The 15714-nt window shown below is 33.5% G+C and carries 17 protein-coding genes; 10 read left to right on the forward strand and 7 right to left on the reverse strand.

All coding sequences use genetic code 11. From position 1 onward, the window contains the following. Positions 1-153 precede the first annotated feature (153 nt). Both MSWAN_RS05905 and MSWAN_RS05910 read right to left on the reverse strand, forming a co-directional pair. Positions 154-480: a hypothetical protein gene (locus MSWAN_RS05905; RefSeq protein ID WP_013825702.1), complete on the reverse strand. Its 327-nt coding sequence runs from the start codon at positions 478-480 to the stop codon at positions 154-156. A gap of 59 nt (positions 481-539) precedes the next feature. Then, the gene (locus MSWAN_RS05910) at positions 540-818 is read right to left on the reverse strand and encodes an ArsR/SmtB family transcription factor (protein WP_013825703.1); all 279 of its coding nucleotides are present in this window, start codon (positions 816-818) and stop codon (positions 540-542) included. 618 nt (positions 819-1436) lie between these two features. On the opposite strand from MSWAN_RS05910, the gene MSWAN_RS05915 reads away from it, so the two are divergent. After that, positions 1437-3539, forward strand: coding sequence for a thioredoxin domain-containing protein (locus tag MSWAN_RS05915; protein WP_013825704.1), 2103 nt, complete (start codon positions 1437-1439; stop codon positions 3537-3539). A 455-nt stretch (positions 3540-3994) separates the two neighbouring features. Here MSWAN_RS05915 and MSWAN_RS05920 read toward each other — a convergent pair whose 3' ends face one another. Beyond that, on the reverse strand, positions 3995-4378 hold the full coding sequence (locus MSWAN_RS05920) for a CopG family ribbon-helix-helix protein (protein ID WP_013825706.1): 384 nt from the start codon (positions 4376-4378) through the stop codon (positions 3995-3997). Between the two features lie 98 nt (positions 4379-4476). On the opposite strand from MSWAN_RS05920, the gene MSWAN_RS05925 reads away from it, so the two are divergent. The 4 genes from MSWAN_RS05925 to MSWAN_RS05940 all read left to right on the forward strand — a co-directional run bounded on the left by MSWAN_RS05925 (position 4477) and on the right by MSWAN_RS05940 (position 7750). Beyond that, positions 4477-5355 carry a metal ABC transporter solute-binding protein, Zn/Mn family gene (locus tag MSWAN_RS05925; RefSeq protein ID WP_227717003.1) on the forward strand — a complete coding sequence of 293 codons (879 nt, stop codon included), beginning with the start codon at positions 4477-4479 and terminating at the stop codon, positions 5353-5355. Positions 5356-5520: 165 nt separating this feature from the next. Then, positions 5521-6264 (forward strand): metal ABC transporter ATP-binding protein, encoded by a 744-nt coding sequence (locus MSWAN_RS05930; RefSeq protein ID WP_013825708.1) that lies wholly within the window; start codon positions 5521-5523, stop codon positions 6262-6264. A 76-nt stretch (positions 6265-6340) separates the two neighbouring features. Further along, the gene (locus MSWAN_RS05935) at positions 6341-7135 is read left to right on the forward strand and encodes a metal ABC transporter permease (protein ID WP_013825709.1); all 795 of its coding nucleotides are present in this window, start codon (positions 6341-6343) and stop codon (positions 7133-7135) included. Positions 7136-7417: 282 nt separating this feature from the next. Next, positions 7418-7750 carry a hypothetical protein gene (locus MSWAN_RS05940; RefSeq protein WP_013825710.1) on the forward strand — a complete coding sequence of 111 codons (333 nt, stop codon included), beginning with the start codon at positions 7418-7420 and terminating at the stop codon, positions 7748-7750. Between the two features lie 159 nt (positions 7751-7909). Here MSWAN_RS05940 and MSWAN_RS05945 read toward each other — a convergent pair whose 3' ends face one another. Continuing rightward, positions 7910-8719: an SAM-dependent methyltransferase gene (locus tag MSWAN_RS05945; RefSeq protein WP_013825711.1), complete on the reverse strand. Its 810-nt coding sequence runs from the start codon at positions 8717-8719 to the stop codon at positions 7910-7912. A gap of 120 nt (positions 8720-8839) precedes the next feature. Between MSWAN_RS05945 and MSWAN_RS05950 the strand changes: the two genes are divergently transcribed. Further along, on the forward strand, positions 8840-9268 hold the full coding sequence (locus MSWAN_RS05950) for a pyridoxamine 5'-phosphate oxidase family protein (RefSeq protein WP_013825712.1): 429 nt from the start codon (positions 8840-8842) through the stop codon (positions 9266-9268). Positions 9269-9538: 270 nt separating this feature from the next. Further along, complete coding sequence (gene rnc / locus MSWAN_RS05955) at positions 9539-10192, forward strand: ribonuclease III (protein WP_013825713.1); 654 nt, start codon at positions 9539-9541, stop codon at positions 10190-10192. 8 nt (positions 10193-10200) lie between these two features. Here rnc and MSWAN_RS05960 read toward each other — a convergent pair whose 3' ends face one another. Together MSWAN_RS05960 and MSWAN_RS12945 are read right to left on the reverse strand one after the other, a co-directional pair. After that, on the reverse strand, positions 10201-10944 hold the full coding sequence (locus tag MSWAN_RS05960) for an alpha/beta fold hydrolase (RefSeq protein ID WP_013825714.1): 744 nt from the start codon (positions 10942-10944) through the stop codon (positions 10201-10203). Between the two features lie 391 nt (positions 10945-11335). Continuing rightward, the gene (locus MSWAN_RS12945; RefSeq protein WP_013825715.1) at positions 11336-11488 is read right to left on the reverse strand and encodes a hypothetical protein; all 153 of its coding nucleotides are present in this window, start codon (positions 11486-11488) and stop codon (positions 11336-11338) included. A 947-nt stretch (positions 11489-12435) separates the two neighbouring features. On the opposite strand from MSWAN_RS12945, the gene MSWAN_RS05965 reads away from it, so the two are divergent. Continuing rightward, the gene (locus MSWAN_RS05965) at positions 12436-12888 is read left to right on the forward strand and encodes a hypothetical protein (RefSeq protein WP_013825716.1); all 453 of its coding nucleotides are present in this window, start codon (positions 12436-12438) and stop codon (positions 12886-12888) included. Between the two features lie 220 nt (positions 12889-13108). Then, positions 13109-13450: a hypothetical protein gene (locus MSWAN_RS05970; protein WP_013825717.1), complete on the forward strand. Its 342-nt coding sequence runs from the start codon at positions 13109-13111 to the stop codon at positions 13448-13450. Between the two features lie 308 nt (positions 13451-13758). On the opposite strand, the gene MSWAN_RS05975 is transcribed toward MSWAN_RS05970, so the two are convergent. Continuing rightward, positions 13759-14355 carry a nitroreductase family protein gene (locus MSWAN_RS05975; protein ID WP_013825718.1) on the reverse strand — a complete coding sequence of 199 codons (597 nt, stop codon included), beginning with the start codon at positions 14353-14355 and terminating at the stop codon, positions 13759-13761. 317 nt (positions 14356-14672) lie between these two features. Between MSWAN_RS05975 and MSWAN_RS05980 the strand changes: the two genes are divergently transcribed. Next, positions 14673-15104 carry a hypothetical protein gene (locus MSWAN_RS05980; RefSeq protein ID WP_013825719.1) on the forward strand — a complete coding sequence of 144 codons (432 nt, stop codon included), beginning with the start codon at positions 14673-14675 and terminating at the stop codon, positions 15102-15104. Positions 15105-15714: the final 610 nt, after the last annotated feature.

A 15714-nucleotide genomic window follows, 5' to 3' on the forward strand; every position in this document is an offset into this window, starting at 1 on the left:
CTATTATCTGAACTTTCAATAATTTAATTTTTCCATAATTTGGAAAAAATATCAAAGATCAGGGGGATTAAGGTGTTAACCTCAACCTAATTTATAATACTTGGATAAAACTGTGAGTCAAAATTCTCAGCCATTAAAAAGATGAATATTCATTTACCATGTTATTTTAAACAGGATGCTTAATGCTACAAGCTGAAATAAGTTTATTGCGGAAAGTTCTAATAAATGTTCTATACCTTCAGGATTATGGGTCCCTGCACCTGAAAGCAAAAGCAGGACCAGGATTACTGTTGCAAGGATGTTTTGGGCTAAAAGGACAAGTGTGAAGTATAAAAGTCCTATTGTGAATTCAGATTTCAGTTTATGGTAACTATTCCAGTAAATATAAAGCAATCCCAATAGTAGGGAAATATTTATAATTCCCACTCCAATAGCCACGTATTGGATCACGTTTAACAATCCTGGTTGAATTAGTATCATCTTTTCACCACTTCAAATTATTTCTTTTTCAAATTTACTCCCTTTTTAATAAAATTGATTTATTTTACAATTTTTTCCCAAATTTTTTCGAAGATATCATAGTTCTTTTCCATTTCTGCAGAAAGGAAATATAACTTACCATACGTATCTCCACTTGGTTTAATCACATTATTCTTCTCTAAAATTTTAATATGATGCCTTACAGTTTTATAATCTAAATTAAGCTCCTCTGAAAGCTGATGCATATTATAGGGCCTGTCAGCTAGCGCCTTAATTATCCTGGCCCGATTTATACCCCCTCTTTTACCAGCTATTAACCACCAGAGCAACTTCTTCATAAATATCACACATTAATAAAATCCAATTTATACAAAATTAGGAAATTTCCTCTTTAAATATTTTAGATTAAGATTTATATCAACCTATTCTTCTTGATATTTTATTGTACCTTAAACCACTTAAAATTGTATGAGATACGAAAGTTTAACCCTTGAAAGAATTCATGGGAGCAAATTCAATAAGTATCTTGAAATATTTTTTTAATAATAAATGAGAATTGAAAGCGTTATCATGGTTGCAACTATATATGAAATTCCAAGTATGAAATGAGCTTGAAATTCTCCTTTTTATTTGGTTAGTTTCTAGATCAATTAAGGAGATATTGATGAATATTTCCCCTAACTCTTTTTTATGCCTTTTTAGTTATTTATACGCCTTTAATTTCTAAATATACGTGTTGAACATAAAATCAATTAAAAATTTAGCGATAATTATCAAAGAGATTTATTGACAGTATATTTAATTTAATATTTTATTATTCAATAAAACTGTAAAATCATCATTTTTCATTTTAAAGTTCTTACAATAATTTTAAGTTCTTTGAGGATCAGAAACTAATAATAAAAACTAAAAATTGTAATTCTTGAATTTTAATGTGTTAAATGGGAGGATTATTAATGGTTAGTTCACAGGAAAATGATCCCAAAAAAGGTTACAACCACCTTAAAAATGAAAAAAGCCCCTATTTAATCCAGCATGCTGATAACCCTGTTGACTGGTATCCATGGGGTGATGAAGCATTCAAAAAGGCTGAAAAAGAAGATAAACCTATTTTTTTATCTATAGGCTATTCAACATGCCACTGGTGCCATGTGATGGCCCATGAATCATTTGAAGACCCGGAGGTTGCAGAACTTATCAATGAAGTTTTCGTGCCTGTGAAAGTGGACCGTGAAGAAAGGCCCGATGTTGACAGAATTTATATGGACGTCTGCCAGATAATGACAGGCACAGGGGGCTGGCCCCTGACCATAATAATGACCCCCGATAAAAAGCCGTTTTTTGCAGGTACATATTTTCCAAAAGAAAGCAGGTATGGCAGTACCGGTTTGAAAGACCTTATTTTAAACGTTGAGGAAATATGGAAAGAGAACAGGAAAGACGTTCTCAACTCGGGCGAACAAGTATTCAGGGTACTTAAGGATGTATCTTCAACACCGAGGGGAGGGGAAATTGAGGCAAAAATACTTGAAAAAACATATGATACACTTTCAAAGACCTTTGATTATGAATACGGGGGCTTTGGAGACTTCCAAAAATTTCCAACACCTCACAACCTCATGTTCCTTTTAAGATACTGGAAAAGAACAGGAAACAAAAATGCAGTCCATATGGTTGAAAAAACCCTTGATTCCATGTATATGGGCGGTATATATGACCATCTGGGCTTTGGATTCCACCGCTACTCCGTAGATCCAGGTTGGGTCGTCCCGCACTTTGAGAAGATGCTCTACGATCAGGCACTAATTTCAATGGTTTACATAGAGGCATTTCAGGCAACAGGAAATGAAGAGTACAAAAGGATTGCAGAACAAATTTTTAAATACGTTTTTAGAAATATGAAATCCCCTGAAGGCGGTTTTTACTCTGCAGAAGACGCTGACACCGAAGGAGTTGAAGGAAAATTTTATCTATGGACAAAAAAAGAAATTTTTGATGCTTTAGACCCTGATGAAGCCGAATTGATATGTAAAATCTTCAATGTAAAAGAAGCAGGTAACTTTGAGGATGAAACAATTGGAGAAGAAACAGGAGCAAATATACTTTATTTAAAGAGTTCTATTGGAGAATTAGCAGAAGGTTTAGGGATCTCAAGAAGGGAACTTGAAGATAAATTAGAAACATCCAGAATGAAACTCTTCCAAAACCGTGAAACTCGTGTACACCCTCAAAAGGATGATAAAATACTTGCAGATTGGAATGGACTTATGATAACTGCTCTTGCAAAGGCTGCACAGGCATTTGACGATCCAAAATATTCAAAGGCCGCCGAAGATGCTGCAAATTTCATTTTAGATAAAATGTGTAAGGAAGGCCGTTTATTCCACAGGTACAGAGATAATGAAGCAGCAATTCCAGGTAACCTTGATGACCACACTTTCATGATCTGGGGGCTTCTGGAACTATACGAAGCTGTTTTTAATGTAAAATATCTTAAAAAAGCTTTAAAACTCAATAAAATCCTTATAGAACATTTTTGGGATGAAAAAGATGGTGGTTTTTATTTCACAGCCAATGACTCCGAACATGTGCTTTTGTGGGAGAAACAAACCTATGACGGTGCATTACCATCAGGAAACTCTGTTGGAATATTTAACCTAATTAAACTTGCCAGAATAACCGAGGACCCTGAACTTGAGAGAAGATCCATTGATTTGGAACGTGCCTTTTCAACGCAGATAAGGAGAGCTCCAATTGTCCACACCCACTTCTTGGAAGCCATTGATTTTAAGGTAGGACCCTCCTACGAAGTGGTTATAGTTGGAGATCCCGAAGCCGACGACACGAAAAAAATGATTCAATCTATTAGAAGCCATTTCATTCCTAACAAAGTTTTCCTATTAAAAGATGAAAACGTCCCAGACATATCAGAAATTGCAGAATCTCTGAAGTACAAGGAACCTATCAAAGGAAATGCCACAGCTTATATATGCACTGAGGGAAGTTGTAAGAGTCCATCAACAGATGTAAGAAAAGTTTTGAATCTTCTGGATTATTGATATGATTCTGGATTATTGATATGAATATTACTAAACATTTTCAGTGATCGTGTTTGAAACCTCAGAAATGATTAAAAGTTAGAATAGAAGGAACTGATAAACATGGACATAATAAATACGTTGGTTAGTCTGTTTACTGCATTACTTAATGCAGTAGGTATCGTAATATTTGCAATTATTTTAGGGTTTATTATTGCAGGTGTAATTGGGATAATTACTCTTGGGGTTATTAAAGTCAAAAATCGCTTGCAAAAGAAATGAATTTATTTCTAATAGCTTCAAAAATCAATTCTAAGAAAAATAAAGGTAGTTGAAAAATTTGGCTCAAATCAGTTGATTTGGATAGCTTTAGAATGTTGAATAGCATTTACAATCATTTGCAAAAAAAAATTATCTTAATACTATTTTTTTATTTTCAAGGGTCAAATTAAAAATTTCTACGATGATCTAAACAATTAAACAACTATCAACTTTACATAATCCATTTTACGGCATGTTTGAAACATGTTTGAAAGATGGTTCATTCTCTGGGCATCTCCATCTAACATGAAGACTTCAAGGCATTTATTCTCCCGCAGGTGACTGTGTATCTGGGTGCTGATTATATCTTCAAAGTCGTGCTTTATCTCAGTCACCTTATCCTCATCCTTTTGATTATGAATTAAGATCAATATAGAATTTATTTCACCCTTTAAACCCTTTTTTTCCCTGTTATCTGCGATAATCATCCTCGCACTGGCCCTTATTACCTCAGATCTTCCAGAAAATCCCATTTCATCCTTGAGATTGTCTATTTCATCAAGGAGTTTATCGCTCAGGGATACGCTAACTATTGCCATAGTTATTAATTATTAATAAGTTCTTATAAATATTATGGTAACTTTTATTAAGAAAATCTTTAAATATTAATAAAATCTAATTTTAAATGGTAGATAAATTGAAAAAAACTAGATTAATCATTGTTATACTGGTATTAATTTTTATAGTCTCAATTCTGACTTACTTTGCCAATCAGCAATCAAATACAACGAATAATAGTGGAAAAATAGGTGTTGCAGTAAGTGTAGGTCCTGAAGTAGAGTTTGTAAATGCAGTTGGTGGTGACAAGGTAAATGTAACTCTTATGGTGCCTTCCGGGGCAGATCCACACACTTACGAACCCCTACCCAACCAGCTTAGAGAACTATCCAATGACAAGATGTACGTTGAAGTGGGAACACCTCTGGAATTCGAGACGAACTATATGGAAAGGTTGGAAAGTATCAACCCAAACATGTTAATTGTGAACGCTTCTGAGGGAATAGATTTAATACCTAACACTGCCGAAAACGAGTCAGGCAGTGACCCTCATGTATGGGTATCCCCAAAAAATGCCAAAATAATGGTTGAAAACATATATCAAGGCCTTGTTCAAATAGATCCTGCAAACAAGGAGTATTATACAAAAAACCGTGACCAGTACCTTCAGCAGCTGGACGAACTGGACGAAAATATAACAGAATCGCTTAAAGGGAAAGAGAACAGTACCATAATAGTGTATCATCCAGCATGGGGTTATTTCTGCAGGGATTACAATCTAAAGGAGATAGCTATAGAAGCTGGGGGAAAGGAGCCAACTTCTCAGGGGATTGCAAACCTGATAGATGTGGCGAAGAATGGTAATATAAAAGTGATCTTTGTAGAGCCCCAATATGACCCAAAAAGTGCAGATGTTGTAGCTTCAGAGATAGGTGGACAGGTTTTACCTGTAGATGATCTTGCAGAGAATTATGTTGAGAACATGAAAAAGGTTGCAGAAACATTTTCCAAGGTTTAAAATTCTACAAGGTCAACCCTAAACTGATTGAAATGTTCTAAAGTTAGGGTGGTTAATTAGATCAGTAGATTAAAAACATTAAAATTAAGATGATGTTGACAAATTCCGTTATAAAAATGATGTTGACTAAATTACGATTTATTTAAAAAGTTAAAAGGTTTTATCATGACAAAAGCTATTGAATTGAAAAATGTTTCCATAAAATTTAATGAATTATCAATTCTTCATGAGATTAACCTTTCTGTGGATGAAAAGGATTTTATGGCCATACTGGGGCCGAATGGTGGTGGAAAAAGCACCCTTCTCAAGACTATCCTCGGACTGCTGACCCCTGAAACCGGTGAAGTTTGGGTATTTGGAAAAAAACCCAAAAATGCAAGGCATTTAATAGGTTACCTTCCACAACGTGTGTTATTTGACCATGATTTTCCAATAACTGTCTTTGACGCTGTGCTATCTGGATTGTACAGGGGATTATTCAAGGGCCACACAGAAGATGATAGGAAGGCTGTGGTCAAAGCTTTAAAAGCTGTAGAGATATTTGATCTTAAAGACAGACAGATAAGCAAACTTTCTGGAGGGCAGATGCAGAGGGTTTTCATTGCCAGGGCCATTGTAAGGGAGCCTAAACTTCTCCTTATGGACGAGCCCATGGCTAGCATAGACCCTGAGATGCAGAAATCATTTTACGAGTTATTAGCACGGCTAAAAGATAAAATGGCAATAGTTCTTGTAAGTCACGATGTAGGGGCAGTTTCAACCCATGTGGATAAGATCGCCTGCCTCAACAGAAAACTGTACTATCACGGACCTGTAGAAGGTTCTGCAGAGGGCCTTGAAGCGATTTACAAGTGTCCTATAGATCTGATAAGCCATGGGATTCCCCACAGGGTTCTCAGAGAGCATTGAAATTCATATTCAATGACAATATCCATGTTAAATATCCAAATAATAATGATATCATTAATAAACGATTGGTGTGCCAATGATTGAAATTTTCCAGTACGAATTTATGCAAAGAGCATTTATAGCAGCACTGCTTGTTAGTGTTGCCTGCGGAATAGTAGGAACTTATGTCGTAATAAAAAGGATAGTTTCATTAAGCGGGGCAATTTCTCATGCCGCTTTTGGAGGTATAGGTTTAGGATACTTTTTAGGCGTTAACCCTGTCCTGGCGGCCATCCCATTTACCATCCTCTCTGCAATAGGGGTTGGAAGCATTCATGAAAGGGTGAAGGTGAGTGAAGACACTGCAATAGGAATACTCTGGAGTGTGGGAATGGCTATTGGAATAATATTCATCGATTTAACCCCGGGATATGCTCCAGACCTTTTCAGTTATCTTTTCGGTAGCATACTCACTGTTTCAAGTTCGGATATTCTCATTATGCTAGTTCTTGATCTTGTGATCATAGCAACGGTTTTCCTATTCCATAGAGAATTTTTAGCAATATCATTTGATGAAGAGTTCTCAAAGGTCATTGGAATGCCGACAGAACTAATTTATATGCTTCTGCTCAGTTTGGTGGCTTTGAGTGTTGTTGTTCTCATAAAAGTGGTTGGTGTGATCCTGGTAATCGCACTTCTGGCCATACCTGCTGCCATAACCAAACAGTTTACCAACGACCTGAAAAGATTGATGATTCTCTCAATTGGGGCAGGGATGCTGTTCACTTCAGTGGGATTATATCTATCTTACGTGTTTAATCTGGCTTCAGGTGCTACCATTGTGATGGTTCTTGCACTTGCCTTTGCAATAACGTACTATCTGAAGGAGTAAATGATACGTTAATACTTCCTAGTTTTTGGTAAATAATTTAATAATCAAATTAAAATGAATCCATCATTACTTTTTTTTAAATTTCCAATTGCTTAATCACCCATTTTTTAAATCTCCAATTCTATAATCCACCACTTTTTAGTTTAATGAGTTTTAATTTTCTCATGTTCACCATCCTGAAAAACTGTATCAGTCCGTTTTAAATAGTTTATATAAAATAATAGCCAAACCAGAAATAGCTAAAGATATTACAATGAGAATTCAAGTGGAAAGGTGATATCCATGTTAAAATATTTGGGTATAATAAAAGAACCAAACGGTAGGGAAACTCTAGCAGACACAACCTTTGAACTGAAATTTGTTGAAGATAATAAATTAGCAGAAATAAAATTTCAAGAATTAACAAGATTTATGAACGGATATTACAGTTCATTACGCCCTCAAACATCATTTACATGGAAGTTAACTTATAACTTTGATTCAAGTATAACAATCCGATTAAAGTTCAACTATCCAGATATGGGATGGTTGAATGATAGGATTAAACAGGAAAGATTTAATGCAGCTTTGATACATGAATTTGAAGACGCTTATAAAAAATTTTTCAAATATTAAATATTTTTAAACCATCCAAGTTCTATGAAATGAAATTGGAATTGATTATATCTCTAAAGAATCAATGTTGAATTATATCTCTAAAATATAATTATTGAATAACTTTTTAAGACCGTTTTTATTCAACAACAGCATATGCAAAGGATAAAAGGTCACTGACTATTCTAATTTCATTTTTACCATTGAAATATGTTTTTTGTAGTCTCCACTTGTCATATTTTTTATCTTGCAAAATCCCCTTTCACCAAGGAATGTTTCAACAGGTTCTTCCATACGAAACTTCAGTAGTTCTCCTTGTTTTTTAGTGTAGTTCCATATATTCTTTCCAGAATCAGATTTAGGTTTATCTACAGTTTTTTTGGAAGTGCCGTAATCAAAAACAACTCCGTTTCCCCTGCCAGAACCAGCAATGAAAGACATGATCTTATCAACAATGGCCGGTGAGAGGTACATAATCAATCCTTCCATTAAAAAGAGAGTTTTTCTGGATTTTTCATAGCCATTTTCAACGAGAAGTTCTTTGAGGTTGTCTTTCTCAAGGTCAACTGGAACGTACCCAACGTTGTGGGGTATTGAACCAAAAATTTTCTTTATCTTTTCCAATTTCAGGCTTTGGGTGTTAGGATGGTCCACCTCAAACACATTAATATTTTTCAGCCCTCTAATATAATATGCCCTTGCATCATATCCTGCCCCAATGATAACCAGCTGCTCAATCCCCTCTTTTAAAGACGCTTTTACAATATCATCAAAGTACCGGGACCTTGCAACTACAGAATTCGCCAGCCCTGGTTCTGATTTTGCATTATATCTGGCAGGGTTACAAATGGCAAACTCAAGTATCTCTTGGTTTGTGAAGTGTACAGCATACGGATCGTAGCATATACGTTCTTCATCAGGTTTTCTTGATTCAATGGCCCTGATGAGAGCAGTTCTCTCAGCCGTAGAACTGGGTCTTTTTACATCCATATCCTTTCCTCCATCTTTATAGTTTACTAAAACTTATATTAAAAGACATAAGGATAAATTGATATCAATTAACAGACAAATACATGAATTAGTCTTAAAATAATATATAGGAGTGATAGCATGGATTTTGAAGATTGTATAAAATTTGCAAATGAAACACCTGTTTGCTATTTAGCAACTGCAGATGGGGATCAGCCCAGAGTAAGGGCACTTGGATTTTGGTTTGCCGATGAAACTGGATTTTACTTCCAGATAGGGGCCATGAAGGAGATGTACGGACAGCTTCAGGCAAATCCTAAAGTCGAAGCATGTTTCTGGCAGCCAGACGAACAGACCGGAACCATGATGAGGGTTGCAGGTGAAATAGAATTTGTAGATGATCCCGAACTTAAAAAGAAGGTTTTAGAAGACAGACCTTTCCTTAAAGAGTTTGGAATGACATTCGACCACCCCGGACTCATAATTTTCAAAATTGCAAAAGGTGAAGCATACTTCTGGACCATGCAGACCAACTTCGAACCTAAAAAAATGATTAAATTTGGGGATTGATCTTAATTCCATGAGATCCTTTAGGTAATTAAGTTTCCAAAAAAGATTTAATTAATCATCAATTTTAAAACTTCTTTAAACTCTTTTTTTGTTATATACTAACAGATTCATCGAAGTATTCTTCATCATCACATGCATCTATGGTAAAAACTGCCAATTCATATAAACTATGTCATGGAAAACAATCTATAAACGTATTTTTTTTTAAAAAATAAAATTAACTACAAGGAAATATTAAAACTATGACTTCTCAATATTAAATTAGATAATATGCAACTGTTAAAAAAATTTTCAATTAATCCCATTAATAATCATCTTTATGAGCTGGCTTTTCTTCACGAGTCTTATTCCAATGAACATGGCCTCAGTGAATGTTATGAAAGATTAGAATTTTTAGGTGATACAGTCCTGGATCTGGTAGTATCTGAATTTTTATACAATATGGATTCCAATTTAAATGAAGGCCAATTAACCCGTATGCGTTCTAATTATGTATGTAAAAAAGCACTTTATGCCTATTCTAAAGAATTAGGATTAGATCAATATATAAAATTAGGAGCTGGTCCAGAATTAACAAGACGAGAAATTGATTCTGTTATTAGTGATGTATTTGAATCTTTTATTGGGGCTTTATATCTCGATCAGGGCCTTGATATTGTCAAAGAATTTCTCTCTAAAACAGTCATACCCCATATAAATAATCGGGACATCTTTTTTTACGATTATAAATCTGAATTAAAACAATTATGTGATCATGACTGTCTTGATATAGCTTACGAGTTAATCAAAGAAGAAGGAGAACCGCATAATAAAAAATTCACCATGGCTGCCATAATTAATGGTAAAAATTATGGAACAGGTTGTGGTGGAAGTAAAAAAGAAGCAGAACAAAATGCTGCTAAAATTGCATTGGGTAGGGTTTAATCCTATTTTCAAAGCCCCTCAACAAACCCAACAATATAACTGACAGTTTTATCCTGCTGTTCCTTCCTAGTTATTGTGCTGCTGTTGTCTCCAGCCTGCACACCATAATCACCGAAATTGTAATGGTTGCCTCCAGCTATGGTTACGAAGGTGGTGTTTGCAGGGAACTTGCCCAGGTTTTCAGAGATAGATTTATCTGTTGTCAGTCCGTCAAGAGACCCTCTGATGGACAGTGCTTTGAAAGTGGCATTTGATGCATTTGTTGACGGATATGCACCTAGATATATGACTCCACTGATTTTATCCTCATGTTTCAGGGCATATTCAGATGCAAAAACACCGCCAAGTGAATGGCCTGCAATCACCCATTTATCAATTTCTCCGTGTTTTGCTATGACACCGTCAGCTTTATCAACACCAAGAAATGCCAGATTAAAGGGCATTTTCACAATCACAGTGGTGTAACCCTTTTGAGCAAGCTTGGAAGCAATTACTGAGTAAGCCTCAGCTTGAATCTTGGCCCCTGGATAAATTATAATTCCCGTCGTGCTCCCGTTTGAGCTGGGAGTAAATGTAATGTAATCTGGAGTATCTGATACATTATACGATTCTGTTGATTTAAGTACAGCTAAAGCCCGGTTGTCAGCGTGGTAGTAATCAGAAACGTAATAAATGAATGCAACAGTCATTACAAAAATTACTGCCAAAATTGTGACTAAAATTAGCTTCTTTTTGGATCTTACAGATTTCATAATGAAGTCTCCCATTAGAAGGTACCACAGTTATACCAAACTGTTATTTTAATAAAATGTATACCAATAAACATTTTACAGTTTCAAGATATCTAAAAGGAAATGTGCTTCAAAATCCTGTTTTAATTATGGATTTCAGCAATGTATTTCTCATTTTTCTCAAGCATTCATAGCTCCGCAGTTGGAGTTGAAGAACTTTTGTACTATGATATTCTGTACTATTATATTTAATTTTAGATTCCAAACCTAAAAAAACATCGGATTGATAGGTTTGAATCTTTGGTTAATTGGATTGGATTTGTAATAGGAAAAGAGCATCATCAATAAAACAACAAGCTTAACTGATGTTAAAAATTATTTAATTTTAAAGAATTGATTTATACAAATTATTTTAATGTACTGGTATTTCTAAAATTCCTTCCTCGTATTTTTCATGTATTTGATTTTTATGAACTATAAAACCGCATTTACTGCATTTAATTGATTTTTTAGTTTTTGTGGGTACCATAACACCCCTATCTTTTTTGTGGATTAACTCACTCATAATTATCACCTTTTCAGTTTTCAATACCTTTCAGTTTTTAATAATTCTAGATTTATAATAATAGATTCTATTTACCCTTCAAAATAGAGTAAATAACCCATTATGGGGCAGATAATTAAACAATAACCCCCAAAATTTAGGTTCTTTTTTGCAACTTTAGACAGTAAAACAGATATGAACTCAAAGAATGTTTGAGGAAAATTTTAAGAAAAATTTCCAGATTAACTGGATTTGCTTGAACTGGTAGAATTAACCTGTGTTTAACAGGAAAAAATACATTAAATTTTTGTAATCAGAAATATCCAACTTATTATGTTTTTAATAAGGTTTAAAGGTTCAGTTTTAAAAAATAATGTTTATCCTAAAGATAACTTTTTTTTAAATTCCTTTAGAATGAAACTAGTATCCTATAAATATCATATAAACCAATACCGATGATAATAGTTGCTCCAAAGCTCCGGCTACTTTAGTTATACATGTATTTAAAAAATAAAACTAAATACACTAAAACAATTGCAATATTGACGATTAGACGTTGCCAGAATAAATGCCTAAAGAATAGGTAATCTATTGCTAAATATGATAATAAATAAAACCACTATAGAAAGAATCTTAATTCTGGTTCAACCATTTTAATCATCCCTCACTGTAAGTATCCATATTTATTATTCACTATATCTATTTTTTCATTTTTAAAATAAGAAAAGGAATTAGATAAATTTTCATTTGCAAAAAATAAATCTTTTTAGTAACTATTTAATTTGGAACTATTGGGTTAACATTTATTAAAGGTTATAACAAAGATAAAGCAGTGAATATGATTATTCAAGCTATTTTTGCACTTGAAACAAAATTAGTATATTCTGATATCTTGTAAGAAGTGCAATACCTCTTATGAGAAATACTGTTTAATCCAGATTATTGATAAAACATGAAGGTAGAAAAAGATGATAAATTATGTATTCGGATTTTCCCTAATGGGTCTTATATTATACGCATTGCAACTATTTCCCAATATTATATGGATGCTCGCACCGCCAGTTAACAACGTGCTTACGAAAAACAGTTCTGCCTATCCAATATTGAATATTATAGAGCGGGTTTTTGGAATTATGACGGTTGCTCTATTGATTTTGTTGATAAACAAGGGCGGTGGGATAAACAGTAGCATCTATATTGGATTAGCAATTTTGTTTTTGGTAGGATATTATATCGCATGGATTTTCTACTATAAAGGAGTGGTGTCTCCGTGGCTACTCATCATAGGACTTGCTGCCATGCCTCCTTTGTATTTCTTATTTGTCGGGCTTTGGATGGAAAACTATGTCGTCCTCATTCCATGTGTTATTTTTGGAATTACCCATATTAAGATCACATGCTCTAATTATTTGAAGTTGTAAAGTGCTTTCCTGAACTTAGCTTTATTAACACAATCAGTATCCAATGGGTATCCAAGCCCCCTAAAAATCCAATAATATCAAGTAATTTATGTGACAAGCCTTATTAAAAAAAACTACGTGTAAAAATTTCTATTAATTTGTTTCTGTTAATTTGTTTTTAGAAAAGTTTATGGTATAAACGTAAATAAGTGTAAATCAAAAAAAATAGGAGGTGTTCTAAATGAATTTGATAAAATTACTTATAACCACTCTTTTTTTCACAATGATTGTAATTCTGTTAATAGGAAATGCCCTTAATATTATGTTCATTTTAGGGGCACTAGTTTTAGCAGGATTAATATGGGCTTGCCCACATAAACTAGACGTTTACACTGGGTTAAAAGAAGGTTTCTTTTTAGGTACCCTTATAGCTCTAATTTATATGGTCATATTAATTCTTAGGTCAAATTGGTTTGAAGTTAGTACGTTAATCATGTTAGTCGAATTAATCCTCCTGTTTGGAATCTCCGCATCAGTCGGAGGCGGCCTCGGTGGTCTTATAAATAAACGAAATACGGATTAATTTTCTTTATTTTCATTTTATTCTTGTTTTTATTCTTAGCCGTGCTCATAAAGGGCTCAACTCAACAGGAGATCGTCAAAGCATGCATGCCACTACATGTTTTTTGTAGTAGCATTCATCCATAAGAATAGAGTTTAAATGTAATTCTAATAACATTATAATGTTTATAATGAATAAAACTAAAAAATCTGTAGAATATATGATATTAATAACTAAATTCTGGAGGTATTCATTGGCAGAATATTACTAAAAAATTTATTTCATAGAATTCTAAAAAATTTAAAAAAAGAATGGAATTATCCCAATACTCAGAAAAATATTTCTTCTTTAGGGAAACGATTTTTTGGCATTTGCTCATCTGCTGGATATCCCATAGGTACAATTATTGTTGGTATAAGGTTCGATGGAAGTTCCAGGATTTCCATGTAAGCTTTCGGATCAAATCCCTGCATTGGACAAGAATCTACCCCAACTGACTTTGCAGCATAAAGTACAGTAGTAGCTGCTATGAAAACATTATTTTGAGCCTCACAAAGCTCATTTGAAGCAAATATATTGATGAAATTGTCCAATACTCTCTGGTACTGTTCAACATTTTCTTGCGGAATTCCAGCTGCATTCAAACCATTGACAAGCTTTTTTGCATTTCCTTTTAAGTCAGTATTTGCACAAAACACCAGTAAATGGGAGCATGTTTTTATCTGTGCCTGATCCATTGAAGCAGGAGACAATTTTGCCTTTAAATCATTATCTGCTATAACTTTAATCTTCCATGGCTGTATATTCAATGCAGATGGGGAAAATCTTACCATCTCCAATATTTGATCCAATGTTTCATCATCAATCTTACGACCATCAAATTTCTTAGTAGCATATCTTCCCATTATCAGTTCTTTAAAATCCATTTTCTACCAACTCCCAATCCACATTTATCTTCTTTAATTACATAATGTTTTTCATTAGCCATATAATTATGCTTAAACCGTATCAATCCTTTTTACTTTTATTTACATCAGCAAGTAGTAAAATAAGTTTTAAAAATGGCTCATATTCCCAATGAAGGATTTTATTTGTTTTATATTAATTGTTTAAACAGTTGCATCAAAAGGAAATATTCTTGAATTCCCATAACAATTTATTGGTTCATTTAAAGATATAAAAACAAGTTTGTAAAACTCTAAAAATTTAATGAAAAAAATGGTATTCTATTGGGAGGAATAATATGACAGAACATAAACAGGTCGAAGTTGAGGTAGATGAGGATTTTCACATCTTCGTGGATGAGGGACTGGAGGATATCATTAAGGACTTCTTTCACTGGGAGATCGAAACCTGCAACTCCTGTATAGATTATAAAAGTTCAGTATGGATAGAATTTTGTGACTTTCATGATTGGGAGCAGTTTTTAGAATTAGCATTAAGAAATAACATTGCAGTAAACGGGATAGGTCACAAACGCGAAACTCTCTGGAATTTTCTCCAGGAAAAATCCAAAGCAAAGGTGGTTTTCGATGAAGAAGTCATAGACAATCCAAACGATGATGAAACGTTTGTAGGAACAGGGGTTCTTGTGGTATGTGTTGGTCTGAACTTTCCCAAGGAACTGCTGAATGAATTTAAAGAGCTGTTATTTGAAGTCCTACCTCCGCAATGATCATTTAAATAACTTCTTTTAATTTTTTTTCTAAAATAGTAACTATAATACTGAACTGACTGCATTAATAAAAAATGTATTTTATACAAACACATTGCAACGTTTTTCCATTTCATCATAGAAATCAGGCAAATTCCATGTACGGGAAAACAATCAAATTTTCATGCTCTGCAAATACTCCTAAATTATAGAAAATACTTTCATCTTTATCCATATCAATAACACTCAACCTTATTTTACATCAACCTTCCATCAAGGAGATAATATGATTCTGAATGATATTTCAATTGAGAAAGAGCGTCTGAGGACTAATTAAATAACAACATTATAAAAAATATTAATAATAACGCATGAAACTTATCATACCTTAAGCTGTACCTAAATTAGATTTTATGAACAAAAAAATAATGTTAAATACCTCTAAAAGTGGTAAGCACCATAAATAAAATGTAAATAAGTTTAATCAACCCACTAAAAAAAAATCTAATTTTGTAAATTTTCAGTAAAATGTCTAATATTCAGTAAAATGTCTAAAATAAAAAAAAATTCGAGAAAATCTATAAAAATTAATTTAATCAATTTTCAAGAAGCTCAATTAAATAATTCAAAA

Source organism: Methanobacterium paludis (assembly GCF_000214725.1).
In the GTDB taxonomy this organism is placed as follows: Archaea; Methanobacteriota; Methanobacteria; order Methanobacteriales; family Methanobacteriaceae; genus Methanobacterium_C; species Methanobacterium_C paludis.